The following is a 17167-nucleotide window of genomic DNA, read 5'->3' on the forward strand; positions in this document are numbered from 1 at the left end:
CGGAGCTTTTAACCATTTGACCCCGAGGGGCAAGGGGCTGGAGCTAGACATCAATTTATCCATAGGTTCAGAGTCATAAAATTTCCTAAACAATAAAATCCACTTCCTTTAGGAAGTGGACTCTAATTTTTATCGAACATTCATCTCGTTTGGATGGGAGCCTTTACGTCGATCTTTGTTTAGGCTGTTGATTTGTTCCATTTCATCGTTAGTTAATTCAAAATCAAACACCTGGAAGTTTTCTTCGATTCTCGATGGAGTAACTGATTTTGGGATTACGATGGTGTTGTTTTGTAAATGCCAGCGTAAAACGGTTTGTGCTGGGGATTTACCATGCGATTCTGCAATTTTTTGAATGATGGAGTCTTGCAGTACCTCGCCACCTTGGTCTAGAGGACTCCATGCTTCTACAAAAATATCATGCTTGGCACAGAATTCCTTTAGTTTACTTTGATCTAAGTAAGGATGACATTCTACTTGGTTTAATACCGGTGGGATTTCACATTCCTCTAAAATGCGCTCTAAATGTTCTATTTCAAAATTGCAAACACCGATTGCCTTTACTCGTCCATCTTTGTATAGCTTTTCCATCGCTTTATATGTTTCAACATAACTATCAAATTGAGGGGTTGGCCAGTGAATTAAATATAAGTCCACATAGTCAAGGCCTAGACGTTCCAGGCTTTCTTCGTATGCGCGTAAGGTATTTTCGTAGCCTTGGTCGCTATTCCAAACCTTTGTAGTGATAAATAAATCTTCGCGAGCTACATTGGCATTTTTTAATGCCTCACCGACGCCTTCTTCGTTTTTATAAATCATTGCTGTATCAATGGAACGATATCCAGCTTCAATTGCTTTAGATACTGCTTTAGTAGCTTCCTCACTTGGTACTTGCCAAACTCCAAATCCAAGCTGGGGCATTTTCAAACCATTATTTAAGGTAATATAATTCATTCTAGCATTACTCCCATCTCTCCTATATTTTGCATACAATTACCATTTTAGTTTAATAGAAAATAATAATTTTTGCATTTAATTGGAACTCCATTCAAGGAAAAAACCTGTACTCTAAGTACAGGCTTCTAATTACTCAGGATTATTTCTTTTTGTGTTTTCTTGTTTCGCTGGAGAATCGTTGTTGGATTCTTCTAGTGATTCCTCTGTAACAGGTGTTTGTTTTTTATGTGATTTTGGGTAGTTGTTTTTCCCTTTTTTATCTTGGGCATTAGCATTGAAGTATTGAATACTTGTCATTGCACCTTCTTCAATCATACGGTTATCATCTGGATCACCAGGATCAGAAAAACCTGTTTTTGTTACGTAAGTTGGTGAGTTTTTGCGCGAATCCATGTAAGAATCCATTTTTGCTTTCGTATTTTTTAAAGCTACCTTAGCTTTACTGCGGTTTTCTGTTTTATATAAATAAGTAATAGCGAAGGCTGCGACACTTCCGATGAGTAATGCTTGTTTGTTAACTTTTGACATTCTTATCACTCCCTCTTGGTCTTAATTAAATAATACCCACTTCAATTCTTAACCAAACACCTCCCAAATAAAATGAAAAAAATATATTTATCCTCTACCCATCAAGCTCCTCATTTTACATAGTAGCCGTTCTCTTCTCTTTTTAATTCCAGAAACGGTTATACCATACCTTGTAGCAGCTTGTTTGAGAGAGGTCTCCTCCACAAATAGCCAGCGTAATAATTCTTTTTCTTCGACCGATAATTGTTTTATAGCATTGGACAATTGGTCATGTTCAATAGTGGGGAGCTTGTCATTCTCTAGTAGGTTGCTCAATTGTTCTTCTTCTATAACTTGAAAACGTTCTTCGATGAGGTGTTCTTTCTTTAATTCATCGAGTAATGCTCCATAGATTGTCCGGTAAGCAAAGGGAGCAAAGTCGCCTTTGGTAGCGTCAAACTTTAACCAAGCTTTCCATAGTGCGATATATCCAGCTTGTCTAAAAGTATCGTAGTTTTTATAAATATTTAATTTTCTAATGCAGGCAGATATCATTGGCTTATAGGTAAACAAAATATCTTCAAAACGTTCCAATTTTTTTCCGTTCCATCATGCATGACTATTTTTTCCTAGGTATTCCATAGCATAACGAGAAGTCTAGCGATATTCGAATGTGGAAATATGAAGAATTGACATACATACGTCATATTTGTTTTGCAAAATTTTAATGAAATACGACAAAATAAATTAAAATCCATATTATATTAATAATTACAATTATTCAGTTAATTCAGACTATACAAAGGAGAGGGTATTTAGTATTATTTATTTAAGGGGAAACAGGGGAGTGAAAAAACTGCTGTATAACGATTCTTTATTGATAACGAGGTATACACTTATGATTCAATCAGCATTTTGTGGAGGATATAAATCCATTATCACTACAACACATGGAGTTTTCAGATCTTCCTTATCCGTCAATCAACTACTGAATTTAGCATGCATTCGTCATGCTTCTACATTAGAAGGTCGAATGGAGGCAACTAAGAAAATGATGAATTATGCAAATAAGTCACCAATTCTAATAGCTGAAAAAATCGGAGCTTTTCCAACAAGGTCTTATAAGGACTTAGAATGTATTTGGATCTTTAATCATTTGTTTCAAATAGAGAATCAGGGAAGGGGTTTATGCAAGCTTACGTTTTATGACAAAATAAGCGTGGATGTAGCGGTCTCTAAGTATACGTTGATGAAGCAACAGGAGCGATTACACACAACGATGAATTTATTTAGTATGTTAAGTGAGAAGGTAGACTTATTTGATTTGCAATTTTCAAACAAAATGTAATTAAATAGAAAAATAGTTTCTCCTTAATAAAACGGCTGTTTACTCCATAATCAGTCGCTTTTTTTTATTAATATATAGTACTTTAAATCTATATTAATGATACAATCTATCTATTACAATTATTTATATATGTGTTTAATCAAATTATTGGTAAAAATAAAATAATATTTTGATGTAAAATGGTTTGATATATGGAGGGAATAGAATGGACGTAGCTAATGTTTATGTCGACTTTAAACTTGCAGTTGAGGAGGGTACATCGTTCTTTAGAGTTCTTGCCCAGTGTTTCATCTATAAAGATTCTCATGACGATCCAATTCTAATAGGCGAAGCCTCCTTACATTTGTTTAATCCGGTAAAAACCTCTTATCTAGATCTTTGTGGAGAAGCAGATTGCTTGTCTGATAAGCTATCGTACTCCCTAATTAGTTTAGAAAAATTTTGTGAAGTAGATAAGATCAATAGTATCGTAGCTGTTTTTCACACATTGAATATCAAAGAACCTTGGGATGAAAAGGAGCTTAGCATTGCCATTTATAAAAAGCTGGAGGATCAATTATCATTATTAAATGTTGAATTGATTTTAATTTCGAATAGCCGTCATCATGTAATCGATAACTTAACCAGTATATCACCGTACTATACTGAATTAGGATTTACATCTTTCATAAAAGAAAAAGAACCTATCATCATGTATAAGCAGATTTCCAGTACATATGCAGAGATAAATTAAACGTAGGCAGCCAATTATTTAAGATTGGCTGCCTACGTTTATACCTCCTCTAAATAAAGCTGATATACTTTTTTTGGTCGTCCTCTTAATTTTTTTTGCTGCTGTGTCGTAACCTTTGCTGCCCCTTTTTCCTCTAGCTTTTTCAGAATACGATTTGCTGCTCTTTCGGTAATCCCTAAGTGAATACTTAGATCCTCCGCTGATAGGATGTTTGTTTGAAGCTTGTTCATTACTGCGATTATTTTCTTCAGTTGAAGGGAGGTCGTGTTTAGTTTAGCGCTTAGCTTTTCCGTTGCAGAATCGTATTGAGTATCTACTTGAATATAGTCTTCACTTCCAAGAGGTCCAATGAGCTTTGCCTCTTTTGTTAATATATAGGACTGTGTTTCCGAAGTTGTACATAAGTGAGCTGCTTTTTCTGCGTTTAACTGTGCTGCTTGAATAGAATTGCCAATTCCCCATCCAATTTTCACTACAAATGGTAGCTCGGTTGAAAGGTAGCTGACTAGTTTGCAGCTCTCCATGTCACTTGTTATTAGTTTGAAGTCGCTATAATTCGTTATAACTTCATAGAAAAACGTATTTTGATGAATGATAAATTTCATATTATTTTTTCGGCTAAAGTCCAGGATCGCTTTGTATAAGGACATTTGTTTATATTCCAAATCTCTAAAATTTTCCCGTGTGATAGATAGCTCTAAATGCGCTATGACTACTTGATTTTCAATTAGCTGGAGTATTTGAATTTCTTTTAAGAGCTCATTTACTTTTTCGACCATGCTTCTTTGGGAAGGTACAACTAAAATTAAATTTACTCCATACGGCTTCAATATGTCAGGCAGGCGACTCAGTCGTGTCATGCTAACATCTATCTTCCCTTCCTTCCATAGCTTCACATGGTAGTTCGTCATTTTTTCATATACCTGTTGATCTGCATAGGACTGCATGGTTGCATCAAAGATATAAGGGAAGTCCTCTTCTTCAGTCCATTCCTTCACTCCAAGATAGTTATTTTCCTCATATAAAAAGTCTATCAAGCAACGTTTCAATTGAAAGTCTCGGTTTGTATACATATATTCAGAAAGTGCACGATAGAAGTCTGTTTGGGTAACATCAAAATGTAACATCGGAATGTCAACGTCGGGGAAGTGCTGCTGGACAAAAAAGTGTGGGATTTGTCCGCTAAATAGAACTCCGTCGACTAATCGAATCTGCTCTAAAAAAATATCTTTTAAATGCTCTAATGATTGGTACACCATAAAACTATACTCACATGGTTCTACTGGTAATGCTTCTACCTGCTTGACCCATTCCAGTGAATTCTCGGTAGTCAATATTAAAATGCGAGCCATAATTATAATGTTCTCCTTTTTCTAAAAATTTGTTGAATTTTGTCTAATTATAGTTTACCCTATTCTTTAAAGACATGTACAAAAAGTGTCTTTTAATAAAAAAAGGGGTGATTATTATTACAACTAACAGTGTGGAGATGAAAGATAACGGTAAATTTTCCAAGTTTCTTTCTTTAGTTGAACGGATAGGAAATAAGCTGCCGGATCCATTTATTCTCTTTTTCTATCTAACTTTGGCATTAATGATTGTTTCAGCAATTTTAAATTTAGTTGGTGCAGAGGTTATCCACCCGAATACCGAGGAAACGGTTGTAGTTAAGAGTATACTCTCGGGCGAAGGTCTCCAGTTTATACTAGCTAATACTCTTACGAATTTCACGAGCTTTGCACCGCTTGGTCTCGTACTGACCATTATGTTAGGAATCGGACTAGCGGAAAAAGTAGGTTTATTGGAAATGCTCATGAAGCGTGCCATTGTTAAAACGCCTACAAAAATTATTACGTTTACCGTGTTTTTCATTGGTATTTTAGGAAATATCGCTTCGGATGCTGCATTTGTAGTAATTCCACCTTTAGCCGCCCTAGTCTTTTTATCGGTTGGTAGACATCCTCTTGCAGGTTTAGCCGTTGGGGTTGCTAGTACAGGAATTGGTTTTACAGCAAATATACTAATCGCAGGAACGGATGCATTGCTTTCGGGTATTTCTACGGAAATTGCGAAGGGTATTAACCCGGATGTAATCGTAACACCGCTAGATAACTGGTTCTTTATGAGTGTCTCTACGTTCTTACTTGCAGCCGTAGGGACCATTATTACTGAAAAGTATGTTGAGCCTAGACTTGGTACATATACAGGGAAGCAACAAGCGTTCTCAAAAGATATTAGCCCTTTGGAAAAGAAAGGATTACGAAATACGTTAATAGCAGCCATTATATTTATTGCAATTGTAGTTATTGGTATGCTGATTCCTAACTCTCCACTTTTAAATGAAGATGGCACTATTTTACGTTCACCATTTTTATCAGGGATTGTTCCTGTTTTGTTCTTGTTCTTTGTAACGGTAGGTATTGTCTACGGAGTTACGACAAAAAAAATTCAGTCTACAGCTGATGTTCCAAAAATAATGACAGAGGCGATAGGAAGCTTGTCTGGCTATATCGTTTTAATCTTTATGATTGCTCAGTTTGTTGCCTATTTTAACTGGTCGAATATAGCTATTTGGTTAGCTGTAAATTGCGCAGATCTATTAACAAAGTTCAATATGACAAATATTTTTGTTATCGTGTTATTTGTAATTTTAGTAGCATTTTTAAGTTTGTTTATCATTAGTGGCTCGGCTCTATGGGCATTAGTTGGTCCCGTATTTATCCCGATTTTTATGCTGCTAGGGTATCATCCCGCATTTATCCAACTAGCTTATCGTATTGGAGAGTCCTCTACGAATATGGTGACACCGTTGAATCCTTATTTTGCGATTATCTTATCATTCATGCACCTTTACGATAAAAAAGCAGGTATTGGTACGCTTATGTCACTAATGCTTCCGTATACTATTGTTTTCCTAATCGTTTGGGTTGCTCTAATGTTAGTTTTTGCATTTTTCGGAATTCCAATCGGGCCAGGAGTATCCTTGTATTTAAATTAAATGAATTAAGGAGTGAACGTACTTGAGTTTATTTACAATTCCTTCGAATTCATTAGAACAAATGAAGGTATGGAGAAGAAGCTTCCATCAATATCCAGAGGTAGGGTGGACAGAGTTTCGAACCGCTTCCATTATAGCAAATGAGCTGAAAAATCTTGGTTTTCAAGTGCAGGTAGGTAGAGAAGTAGTATCAGAGAATCGTATGGGAGTACCATCAGAGGAAATCCTAACGAAGGTTTATGAAAGTGCCGTGAAAAACGGGGGACATATCGAATACTTAGAAAAAATGGTCGGTGGATATACTGGGGTTGTAGGAACTATACAAGGCTCCAAGCCAGGGCCGACAATTGGTTTTCGTTTCGATATGGATGCTTTAGATATTTTAGAATCAAAAGAGACTACTCATCTACCGATAGAGGAAGAGTTTGTATCTGAATATGAAGGCAGGATGCATGCTTGTGGTCACGATGCTCATAGCTCGATAGGTTTAGGGCTGGCTACTATTCTCTCGCAAAATAAAGAGAATATAGAAGGGATTATCAAGATTATATTCCAGCCAGCAGAGGAAGGAGTGCGAGGAGCAAAGTCCATGGTCGATGCTGGTGTAGTAGATGACGTCGATTACTTTCTCAGCATGCATGTCGGTACAGGATCACCTTTAGGTACGGTAATTGGAGGTTCCAATGGGTTTTTAGCTACATCTAAAATAGATGCAACCTTCACTGGGAAGGCTGCTCACGCAGGTGCTGAGCCTGAAAAGGGTACGAATGCATTATTAGCTGCAGCCTCTGCCATTCTTGGACTTCACTCTATTTCGCGGCATAGTGGTGGGGCTTCTCGTATTAACGTGGGTACGTGCATAGCCGGGGATGGGCGGAATATTATTCCCTCTCATGCATCGTTAAAGCTTGAGACACGTGGAGAAAACAGTGTGGTGCATACCTATGTGCATGAGCAGGCTATTTCCGTATTGGAAGGGGCAGCTAAAATGCACGGGGCAAACCTTTCCTATGAAATTGTAGGTGAGGCAAGAACATGCTCTTCCTCCAATGAATTGGCGGAACTTGTGATTAAGGCAGCGAAGGAAGTTGCTGGTGTAAATGAAGTTATACCAATCGCTGATTTTGCTGCTGGATCAGAGGATGCGACATTCATGATGGAACGAGTCCAACAGAATGGTGGTTTATCTACCTATTCCATTTTCGGAACAACACTAGCAGCTGGTCATCATCATGAAAGATTTGATATCGATGAAGCGGTGCTACCTATTGCATTGCAAACTTGGTTAGCTACGATCGAACAAATTTATCAACATGAAAGGTGAGTGCTAATGATTAAAATAGAAGATCAAATAACTAGTCTAATAGAATCATACGAAGAGGAAATTATCCAACTAAGTGATCGTATATGGGATATTCCAGAAACAAGATTTCAGGAGTTCGAATCTTTTAAGATATTGAGTAACTTTTTAGAGGAAAAGGGCTTCATAGTGGAGAGAGGCGTCGGCGATATTGAGACTGCCTTTACCGCTACCTTTGGGCAAGGTGGGCCGAATATTGGTATTTTAGGTGAATTCGATGCGTTGTCTGGTTTAAGCCAAAGAGCTGGAAGTCCAGTCAGAGAGCCGATTATTGAAAATGGTAATGGACATGGCTGTGGACATAATCTTTTAGGTACAGCAGGGATAGCTGCTGCTCTTGCGGTGAAGGATTTGATCGAACAAGGCAAAATTACTGGTACCATCAAATATTTTGGTTGCCCTGGAGAAGAAGGCGGGTCGGGTAAAACGTATATGGTCAGAGACGGCGTCTTTGACGGGATTGACGCGGCCCTTACCTGGCATCCAAATTCGTATACGGGAATCTTTTCTTTTTCTTCGCTTGCGAATTATCAGGTTTATTTCTCGTTTGAAGGAAAGGCGGCTCATGCGGCTAACTCTCCACACTTAGGGAGAAGTGCGTTAGATGCTGTTGAGCTAATGAATGTAGGGGTTAACTATTTAAGAGAGCATATTATTTCCGAGGCAAAGGTACATTATGCAATTACCAATTCTGGAGGGGCGTCCCCTAATGTCGTTCAGTCAGATGCAGAAGTGTTATATTTAATCCGAGCTCCCCAGTTAAAAGATGTAGAAGCAATCTATCAGCGAGTTGTTAATATTGCGGAAGGTGCCGCGTTAATGACGGGTACAAAGCTCACGGTGAAATTTAATAAAGCCTGCTCTAATTATATTCCTAACCATACATTGAATGTTTTGATGGATGAAAAGCTTCAGCAATTTGGATTACCTACCTATAACAATGAGGAAATGGAATACGCTAAGGCGATGGCTAAAACTATTACTTCTGAAGAAGTCGAGGCTGCGGTAATTGATGCAGAAAAGCTTTCTGCATATACAGTTTCGGAAGAGTTTTATTCGGCAGATTCTCCATTCTTTACGGAAATTATTCCTTATGTGAAAAATCGTGAGGTCATGCAGGGCTCGACCGATGTAGGGGATGTCAGCTGGATTGTGCCAACTGCTCAGTTTTTCACGACTTGTTTTGTAGCGGGAACACCGTTACACACATGGCAGCTCGTATCTCAGGGGAAGACATCATTAGCACATAAAGGATTGATCTATGCGAGTAAAGTATTAGCTGCAACTGCAGTAGATTTGTTTGATAATCCACAGCTGATTGACGATGCAAAAAAAGAATTATTAAAGCAAGTGGGAGATGGATACCAAAATCCACTACCAGCAGATTTACGCCCAAGCGCTATGTAATATGAAAAATTAATCGAAACTAAAAAACAGACCAAAAAGAATAATTCTTCTTGGTCTGTTTTTTCAAATTGCCGTATTTTGATAAGGGTTAGGTGAAGAAAAAGTGATACGTTAAACCAATTGCAATGCCTACTATACCCGCACTAATAAAAATTATGCCATGTGTTCTTCTATTCTTGTGTCGCATATATAAACTGGAGGCAATTTGTCCAAAACAGATCATTAGCAACTTTCACTCGATTCTACATAAGTATTATTTGTTTGCTAATTAATAATCAACTATCTATTTTATTAAATCTTTCTATCTAACATTCCCTTGAATTATGAAATAGTTTATAGCTGTCGGCAAGCTCTACTATCCACTACGCTAAACTAGAATTCTTCTACACGTTTTACTTCCAATGGTTTGTCTGAAGCAGATGTATTTTTAATTTCGCGCTTTGCCCAATAGGTTGCAAGGAATGTACCGGTAATAACCTGCCAAGCAGAAGAAAATGCACTTGGCAACGCAGCTAATGGAGAGAAGTAACTATTAGCCAATGACACTCCTAATCCAGCGTTTTGCATACCTACTTCGATAGATATTGCACGCTGGTCCTGCTTAGATAATTTAAATAGTTTTGCTGCAAAGTAACCGAGAAGTAAACCAAATGCATTATGCAGTAACACAGCAACAAATACTAAAACTCCAGCTGTTGCAATATTCTCTTTATTACCAGCAATGATCGCAGAAATAATAATAGTGATAGCTACTATTGAAACGAGTGGTAGAATCGGAATGCTTTTTTCTGTAACAATCGGTAGAAACTTGCTTACGACTAACCCTAAAATAATAGGTATGATAATAACTTGGATAATAGACATAAACATGGACATCGGATCAACTGGAAGCCATTGCCCGGCAAATATGAGCAGTAGCAAGGGAGTCATCACGGGTGCAAGTAATGTAGAAACACTTGTCATGGTAATAGATAAGGGGACATTTCCTTTTGCTAGGAAGACCATGACGTTAGATGAGGTGCCTCCAGGAACACTTCCGAGTAATACCAATCCTGCTGCAAGTTGTGGCGGAAGATTTAATAGATATGCTATTACGAAAGCAATTGCTGGCATAATGGAAAATTGAGCAACCAGCCCTATTAATACAGGGATAGGATTTGTAAAAACGAGTTTAAAATCAGAGGCTTTAAGCGTTAGCCCCATTCCAAACATGACAATACCGAGTAAAATCGTTATGTATGCAGAAAACATGGTGAACATACTTGGTGCCATAAATGCTAGTACGGAAAACAAGATTACGATAAAGGCAAAATACTTACCTGCAAAGTTACTAATTGATTGAAGCGTTTTCATTTCTTTCCTCCTTATTCACCTGTTGGTGTCATAATATAATATTGATTATATTATATTTTAATATATAAACAACTAATTTTTATAATTTTTTGATTATTTTAATTATTAATTTTATCCCATCAGTTTCTATGAAGAACATATTTTATTTATACTTAAGGCTTTTCTAAGATGTTGTAATATCCTGATCTATCCCACTGATCCCAATGAAGTCGTTAATAAATCAGATTTAAAATTATCAAATAATTTTAAATTATTTGTTAAAAACTTTACCAGACTATTATTTAAATGATAATATAATCTTATTAATTTAGTAGAAATAGAGGTGGGGAATTTAATTATGATACATAAAATTGCTTGTATTCCAGGAGACGGTATAGGACCAGAGGTGATGACTCAGGCCCAAAGAGTGCTTCAGCTTGTAGAAGATATACATGGTGGTGTCACTTTTGAGGTTAATCCTTATGAATGGAATTGTGACTACTATTTAAAGCACGGTAAAATGATGCCGGAAGATGGGCTGTCTATATTAAAAGACTATGAGGCAATTTTGTTTGGGGCAGTAGGTGATCCTAAAGTGCCTGACCATATCTCGGTATGGGAGTTAATCTTACCGATTAGGCGAGCGTTTCAACAATATATTAATCTAAGACCGATCAAGCTATTGAAAGGAATTCAAAGCCCCTTAGTCGGCAAGAGTGTGGAGGACATAGATTTTGTTGTTGTCCGAGAAAATACAGAGGGTGAGTATTCAAACAGTGGAGGTCGCTTGCATGCGGGAACTCCTTATGAAGTTGTTGTTCAAAATAGTGTGTTTACACGCATGGGTAGTGAGCGAGTGATCAAATACGCATATGAGCTTGCGCAAAAAAGAGGTTCAAAGCATTTATCGGTTGCAACTAAATCTAATGCTATTAACTTTTCGATGCCTTTTTGGGACGAAATAGCAAAGGAAATTGGAGCAGGCTACCCAGAGATAGAAGCAAAATTCTATCATATTGATGCACTTGTTGCTTTCTTCGTATCTAAGCCGGAAATTTTTGATGTAGTTGTAGGTAGTAATTTATTTGGAGATATATTAACGGATCTAGGAGCAGCAATTTCAGGGGGTCTAGGTATCACGCCATCAGGGAATATCAATCCAGAAAAACAGTATCCTTCTATGTTCGAGGCCATTCATGGCTCTGCTCCAGACATCGCAGGTAAGGGGATAGCCAACCCGATTGCTCAAATATGGAGCACCTCTTTAATGCTTGAACATTTAGGCTACTCAGATCTAGCTAACGTAATCGTGGACGGAATTGAGGAAACATTAGTGGAAGGTAAAGTTAGAACCCCTGACTTAGGAGGGAATGCTAATACTACGGAGTTTACTGAGGAAATTATGGAACACATTAAATCTTACGCATAGGAGAGATGAGAAATGGGTGTAGTTGAAAACAAAGTAATCGTAGTAACAGGGGCTGGTGGAGGAATGGGCCTTCAAGTAGTTCAAGATTTATTAGAGAAAGGTGCAATTGTGGTTGCTTTAGATATTAACACCGATGCTGTAGGTGGGGAGGAACATACAAATTTACGAGTGAAACAGGTTGATCTGTTAAATGAAAATAGTATACAGTCCATGTTTAAAGAGATAAATGATGAGTTTCATAGAATAGATGGCTTAGTGAACATCGCTGGAATTGCACAGGCTGCTAAGTCAATAGTAGATGTAGAACTAACCGAATGGCATAGGCTTATCAATATCAATGCAACAGCGACTTTCTTAACATGTAAGGAAGCAATACGCTACATGAGGGAGGCTAAAAATGGATCGATTATCAACATTGGGTCAGTTTCTGTCACGCGACCACGACCAGGTCTTCAAAGCTATGTAGCATCAAAAGGAGCTGTCGAGGCATTCTCTAAGGCGCTTGCGTTAGAAGCTGCTTCTTATAACGTACGAGTAAATGTAATACATCCTGGTCCTGCTGATACTCAAATGCTAGGACAGTTTTCTTCTCAAAAAGGGGAAGTAGTGCTGAATAAAGATATCTTTGCAGAAAGTGTTCCATTAGGTAGATTGATTAAACCGTCTGACATTTCTGCAACAGTTGTGCATCTATTGTCCGATGCGGCTCAAATCATTACAGGTTCAGTGATTCATGTGGACGGTGGTAGGAATATTTAAAGGAGGTGGAAGCTTTTTATGGAAAAAATTAATATGCTAATTAATGGAGAGTGGGTCAGTGGCAACCAGTGGATTGATGTACGGGATCCTGCTACAAGTGACGTAATAGCTCAAATCGTTCGTGGTAATGAAACGCATGTGGACGAGGCTGTGGCAGCAGCAAGACTGGCATTGAAGAGCAAAGAATGGAAGGCCTTCAAGCCTTTTGAAAGAGGGCAATTATTAGTTGAGTTAGCCAGCTACGTTAGATCACATGCTGAGGAGCTAGCAGCACTTGAATCTCTTGACGTTGGAAAACCGATGAATCAAGCTCGAGCTGATGTAGAAGCAGCTGCGCGATACTTCGAGTTTTACGGAGGTATTGCTGATAAGGTGTTTGGTGATACAATTCCGATTGAAGAGAATTTATTGAATGTAACATTGGTGGAGCCTATCGGTGTAACCGTACATATTGTCCCTTGGAATTACCCGATTCAAATTACTGCGCGAAGTGTAGGAGCGGCACTTGCTACCGGAAATGTAGTAATTGTAAAAAGCTCAGAGGATACTCCTTTGTCTACAAACTTTCTAGCACAATGGTTTCATGAGAAGCTGCCAAAGGGAGTTTTTCAGCATTTAACTGGGTATGGGGCCGAGGTTGGAGCAGCATTAAGCTCACATAAAGGAATCAACCAGATTACTTTTACCGGATCTGTACAGACGGGAATATCGGTCATGCAATCTGCAGCAGCGAACATTGTACCTGTAACGCTGGAGTTAGGTGGTAAATCACCCAACATTGTGTTCCAGGATGCCGATTTGGATCGTGCAATTCCTGCCATTGTCAATTCCATTACGCAAAATGCGGGTCAAACGTGCTCTGCAGGCTCACGCCTGCTAGTGCAGGACACGATCGCTGATGAGCTACTAGAGCAGCTTGTTGTCAGGTTTGGAGAGCTATCCATAGGACCAGCATCCATTAATGCAGATGTCGGGCCAATCATTAACCAAAAGCAACACGAACGTATTTTAGATATTTTAAGTGAAGCAAGTAAGCAAGGCAATGTGCTAGTTGGAGGGAAGGGTGTAGAGGTAAGAGACTATGAGAATGGATATTATATTTCCCCTACAATCATTGAAGCAACTAGTCACGAAGAGAGCTATGTTCAGGAGGAAATATTTGGTCCAGTATTGAGCGTTGTCCGCTTTCATTCAGTTGAAGAAGCAATTGAGCTAGCAAACGAAACTGAATATGGCCTTGTTGCTGGAGTGTGGTCAAAGGATATTGACGTGGCTCATTATGTAGCTGCTCGTATTGAAGCTGGCCAAGTTTTTATCAACACGTATGGAGCAGCTGGAGGCGTGCAAATGCCTTTCGGTGGATATAAGAAGAGTGGGATTGGACGAGAAAAAAGTCATTTAGCCGTTCAAAACTATATACAAATTAAAAACCTAGCTATTCAGGTTAAAATTTAGTAGTGAATTAAAAAAAATGAGACGGAAACTCGATTTCATGTTTTTATTTCATTTTTAAGGTCCGCACAATTTCTTGTAAGAAACCTTTCAATTCTTGTTGTTTGAAGTGGAGGTGGCGACTCCTGGGGGAACAGCTCGAGCTGAAGGCCCCGCAGGAACGAAGTGAGAGCACTGAAAAAGTACTTTTAAAACGCTTAGGGATAGAGTATGAATAAAGCTCCTATTTCCTGAATCCGTGTCTTTCCGTTCCGAGCGGATGCTTTCCTGGGGGCGGCCCGGCAAGCCTTCTCCCTCGCTGCGCTCAGTCCGGGTGCTCGCCGTGGCCGCTAATCCCCTAGGAGTCACCGCTCTGCACTCCAATCCACTATAGAATTTTTAAAAAATGTACTCAGGCAAAAAAATCTTTTCTTGCTATACCAAAGAAAAGTAAATACAGGGGTGCGCACAATGATTTCAAACCAAGAAACGCTGAACTTAAGTCCATACATGGCAACCGTAACCCTCAAATCAAAAATAATTTTGATGTGGAAAAATGTAAAATATGCCCTTTCAGAGGTGGGTGTTACAAAGAAGGATCTAAATCTAAAACATATTGTGTCACAATCAAATCGACAGAGCACCTTGAACAAGAGGCATTTCAGAATACCGAAGAATTTAAACAGCTTGCCAAAGAGCGATATAAAATTGAGGCAAAGAATAGTGAGTTAAAGGGTGGACACGGCTACGATAAACGATTAGCAGGGGTCTTTTTGGCATGGAAATACAAGGAGCCACAACCATATTTGCGGTCAACTTGAAGCGAATCCTAAAGTTACTCAACGAATGAGAGCAAGAATAAGAAAATGAAAAAGGGTATTTTCTGTTCAATTTGAACAAAAAGTACCCTTTTTTATTTTCAAAAACAAATTTAAAAACGTAAGTTTTTCAGTGCCCTCAACGAAGTAACGAGGAGATTGAAGCCGTGCCCCCGGAAAGCGTCCACTGTAACGGAAAACAATCACAGGTATATTTGAATAGAAGCCTCGAAAAATTACAAGGTCGTAAAATTTTCGAGGCTTTTTATTGTTGAGGAGCGTTTTGTCCTAGCCCCGTTTTTTCCCTTAAATCAATAGATGGTTCTTGCAGAATTCCTGTCCAGTGAACAAGAAGTCTCTTTTTTAGTGGAAACAGTGTCTTTTTGCCTAACTAAATGGGTAGGTTACGATATTTCACCTATTTAGATATAAAACCAAATAGTGTAAAATGTTTCATGCTTTCTCGATACATAAGAAAAGGAGAATTAATAGCATGACAGGAAACACACATATTATAGGCGGTCTTGCAGCAAGTCTTGCTATTTCACAGATGACAGATTATGACCCGGTATTGCTGGTCGTAGGAGGGGTGGCAGGTGCGATTCTACCGGATATATGCCACGGTGGAAGTATGATAGGGAGACGCTTTCCACTCATATCCAAAGTTATTAACAAAGTGTTTGGACATAGATCCTTTACGCATAGTCTATTGTTCATTCTTCTATTAGTTGCATTGATGAATTATTTTAGCTGGGACAAGTCAATTATGATGGGAGTTTCAGTTGGAGTAGCAAGTCATCTTCTTTTAGATATGGCTACAAAAAATGGGGTTAAATTATTCTTTCCAATACCTGTGACAGTTCGTTTTCCTATAACTACGAGAACTGGGGGAACAGTGGAGAGTATTGTGTTTGGTATATTATCAGTTCTTACCGTTTATTTTGGATACGGGGCTTTCACTACATATTTTTAATCGGTTATAATGGTATGAATATCCAGTAGAGGGGTGGAAGGTTGAAGAAGGTATTAGTTTTAGGTGGAACTCGTTTTTTTGGTGTTCATTTGGTGGAGGCACTTTTAAATGAAGGAATAGAAGTAACAGTCGCAACTAGAGGAAATACAGCACATGTTTTTTCTAAAAAAGTAAATCATATGGTTATAGATCGATCCAGTTTGTTGGCTGACAAAGAGAAGCTTCAATCCGAGAAATGGGATGTTGTTTTTGATCAAATCTGTTATGCCTCTAGAGATGCGTTGGACGCGGTAGAAGTGTTTAATGGACATACGAAAAAGTATGTTCTTACTTCTTCAAAGTCTGTTTATGAGGGAAAAGAGCTATCTAAAGAGGAAGATTTTATTCCAGAAAAGCATTCCATAGTCATGGGAACGAAAGAGAACTTTACCTATGCGGAAGGAAAACGCCAAGCGGAGGCTGTCTTTTTTCAGCACGCGGAGTTTCCAGTAGCCGCTGTTCGACCACCAATCGTCATTGGTGAACATGATTACACCAACCGATTGAAATATTATGTTGGGAAAATTATGAGCGGAGATGAATTTCATCTAGTAAACTCGGATGCTTATATAGATTTTATCTCGGAGGAAGAGATTGGACAGTTCCTTGCGTGGATTGGACTCTCTACATTTACCGGAGCTGTGAATGCGACCAGCAACGGTAAGATTAAGCTGAAGGATTTAGTTCAATTAATCGAAGCTGAGGCGGATAAAGAGGCGAGAATTAGTCTAAAACCCATTGAGGGAGAAGATTCTCCTTACAATCTATCAAAAACTTGGCTGATGAGTAATGAACGTGCTAAAAGCTTAGGATATTCTTTTCAAGACTTGCATGACTACTTGCCAAAACTGCTAAAAAAATTGTAAATCTATCACTCTGTCTAAAGCTATTAAGCTTGGGCAGAGTTTTTTTGTTGTTTAGGAAACTATAAAGTTCTGAAGCTCCGGTGGCTGAGGAACTGCCTTCTCGCTTTACTCCATTTGCCTGTCGGGGCAGGAATAGGCGGTTGCGCTTTTCTTGTTGTCTAGCTCCACCGCCTTGCCCCTCGGGGTCAAATGGATAAAAGCTCCGGTGGC

15 protein-coding genes and 1 pseudogene are annotated in these 17167 nt (G+C 38.5%); 11 read left to right on the top strand and 5 right to left on the bottom strand.

The window, feature by feature from the left end; genetic code table 11:
- Positions 1-129: 129 nt before the first annotated feature.
- From Q0371_RS09365 to Q0371_RS09375, 3 genes are all read right to left on the bottom strand, one after another.
- Positions 130-954: an aldo/keto reductase gene (locus Q0371_RS09365; protein ID WP_298470571.1), complete on the bottom strand. Its 825-nt coding sequence runs from the start codon at positions 952-954 to the stop codon at positions 130-132.
- 132 nt (positions 955-1086) lie between these two features.
- Complete coding sequence (locus tag Q0371_RS09370) at positions 1087-1485, bottom strand: hypothetical protein (RefSeq protein ID WP_298470573.1); 399 nt, start codon at positions 1483-1485, stop codon at positions 1087-1089.
- Positions 1486-1572: 87 nt separating this feature from the next.
- Positions 1573-2058: a sigma-70 family RNA polymerase sigma factor gene (locus Q0371_RS09375; protein WP_298470575.1), complete on the bottom strand. Its 486-nt coding sequence runs from the start codon at positions 2056-2058 to the stop codon at positions 1573-1575.
- A 253-nt stretch (positions 2059-2311) separates the two neighbouring features.
- Here Q0371_RS09375 and Q0371_RS09380 point away from each other — a divergent pair, with 253 nt between their 5' ends.
- Together Q0371_RS09380 and Q0371_RS09385 are read left to right on the top strand one after the other, a co-directional pair.
- Positions 2312-2812, top strand: a complete 501-nt coding sequence (locus Q0371_RS09380; RefSeq protein WP_298470577.1) for a competence protein ComK — start codon at positions 2312-2314, stop codon at positions 2810-2812.
- Between the two features lie 205 nt (positions 2813-3017).
- The gene (locus tag Q0371_RS09385) at positions 3018-3545 is read left to right on the top strand and encodes a hypothetical protein (RefSeq protein ID WP_298470579.1); all 528 of its coding nucleotides are present in this window, start codon (positions 3018-3020) and stop codon (positions 3543-3545) included.
- Positions 3546-3583: 38 nt separating this feature from the next.
- Here the strand turns inward: Q0371_RS09385 and Q0371_RS09390 are convergent, their stop codons facing one another.
- On the bottom strand, positions 3584-4897 hold the full coding sequence (locus Q0371_RS09390) for an HTH domain-containing protein (RefSeq protein ID WP_298470581.1): 1314 nt from the start codon (positions 4895-4897) through the stop codon (positions 3584-3586).
- 107 nt (positions 4898-5004) lie between these two features.
- Between Q0371_RS09390 and Q0371_RS09395 the strand changes: the two genes are divergently transcribed.
- Genes Q0371_RS09395 through Q0371_RS09405 form a run of 3 tightly spaced genes read left to right on the top strand, consistent with a single transcriptional unit; the run spans position 5005 to position 9310 of the window.
- On the top strand, positions 5005-6543 hold the full coding sequence (locus Q0371_RS09395) for an AbgT family transporter (RefSeq protein WP_366518576.1): 1539 nt from the start codon (positions 5005-5007) through the stop codon (positions 6541-6543).
- Positions 6544-6565: 22 nt separating this feature from the next.
- Complete coding sequence (locus Q0371_RS09400; protein WP_298470583.1) at positions 6566-7867, top strand: amidohydrolase; 1302 nt, start codon at positions 6566-6568, stop codon at positions 7865-7867.
- Positions 7868-7873: 6 nt separating this feature from the next.
- Positions 7874-9310: a M20 family metallopeptidase gene (locus Q0371_RS09405; RefSeq protein WP_169361437.1), complete on the top strand. Its 1437-nt coding sequence runs from the start codon at positions 7874-7876 to the stop codon at positions 9308-9310.
- Positions 9311-9682: 372 nt separating this feature from the next.
- Here Q0371_RS09405 and Q0371_RS09410 read toward each other — a convergent pair whose 3' ends face one another.
- A complete protein-coding gene (locus Q0371_RS09410; RefSeq protein ID WP_251552670.1) occupies positions 9683-10663 on the bottom strand; it encodes a bile acid:sodium symporter family protein in 981 nt (326 codons plus the stop codon).
- A 337-nt stretch (positions 10664-11000) separates the two neighbouring features.
- Between Q0371_RS09410 and Q0371_RS09415 the strand changes: the two genes are divergently transcribed.
- The 6 genes and pseudogenes from Q0371_RS09415 to Q0371_RS09440 all read left to right on the top strand — a co-directional run bounded on the left by Q0371_RS09415 (position 11001) and on the right by Q0371_RS09440 (position 16957).
- Complete coding sequence (locus tag Q0371_RS09415; protein ID WP_298470588.1) at positions 11001-12071, top strand: tartrate dehydrogenase; 1071 nt, start codon at positions 11001-11003, stop codon at positions 12069-12071.
- A 12-nt stretch (positions 12072-12083) separates the two neighbouring features.
- Complete coding sequence (locus Q0371_RS09420; RefSeq protein ID WP_298470590.1) at positions 12084-12830, top strand: SDR family oxidoreductase; 747 nt, start codon at positions 12084-12086, stop codon at positions 12828-12830.
- 18 nt (positions 12831-12848) lie between these two features.
- Entirely contained in the window at positions 12849-14285 is a 1437-nt protein-coding gene (locus tag Q0371_RS09425) for an aldehyde dehydrogenase family protein (protein WP_298470592.1), read from the top strand.
- 518 nt (positions 14286-14803) lie between these two features.
- Positions 14804-15111 (top strand): annotated as a pseudogene (locus tag Q0371_RS09430) (transposase); the annotation flags it as partial.
- 461 nt (positions 15112-15572) lie between these two features.
- Positions 15573-16052: a metal-dependent hydrolase gene (locus Q0371_RS09435; protein WP_298470594.1), complete on the top strand. Its 480-nt coding sequence runs from the start codon at positions 15573-15575 to the stop codon at positions 16050-16052.
- 41 nt (positions 16053-16093) lie between these two features.
- On the top strand, positions 16094-16957 hold the full coding sequence (locus Q0371_RS09440) for an NAD-dependent epimerase/dehydratase family protein (RefSeq protein WP_298470596.1): 864 nt from the start codon (positions 16094-16096) through the stop codon (positions 16955-16957).
- Positions 16958-17167 lie beyond the last annotated feature (210 nt).

The sequence above is a fragment of the uncultured Psychrobacillus sp. genome (assembly GCF_938022135.1).
Taxonomy (GTDB): Bacteria; Bacillota; Bacilli; order Bacillales_A; family Planococcaceae; genus Psychrobacillus.

Coding starts and splice junctions, on each gene's coding strand:
- Q0371_RS09365 (WP_298470571.1), bottom strand. CDS start 954: ATGAATTATATTACCTTAAATAATGGTTTGAAAATGCCCCAGCTTGGA.
- Q0371_RS09370 (WP_298470573.1), bottom strand. CDS start 1,485: ATGTCAAAAGTTAACAAACAAGCATTACTCATCGGAAGTGTCGCAGCC.
- Q0371_RS09385 (WP_298470579.1), top strand. CDS start 3,018: ATGGACGTAGCTAATGTTTATGTCGACTTTAAACTTGCAGTTGAGGAG.
- Q0371_RS09390 (WP_298470581.1), bottom strand. CDS start 4,897: ATGGCTCGCATTTTAATATTGACTACCGAGAATTCACTGGAATGGGTC.
- Q0371_RS09405 (WP_169361437.1), top strand. CDS start 7,874: ATGATTAAAATAGAAGATCAAATAACTAGTCTAATAGAATCATACGAA.
- Q0371_RS09410 (WP_251552670.1), bottom strand. CDS start 10,663: ATGAAAACGCTTCAATCAATTAGTAACTTTGCAGGTAAGTATTTTGCC.
- Q0371_RS09415 (WP_298470588.1), top strand. CDS start 11,001: ATGATACATAAAATTGCTTGTATTCCAGGAGACGGTATAGGACCAGAG.
- Q0371_RS09420 (WP_298470590.1), top strand. CDS start 12,084: ATGGGTGTAGTTGAAAACAAAGTAATCGTAGTAACAGGGGCTGGTGGA.
- Q0371_RS09425 (WP_298470592.1), top strand. CDS start 12,849: ATGGAAAAAATTAATATGCTAATTAATGGAGAGTGGGTCAGTGGCAAC.
- Q0371_RS09435 (WP_298470594.1), top strand. CDS start 15,573: ATGACAGGAAACACACATATTATAGGCGGTCTTGCAGCAAGTCTTGCT.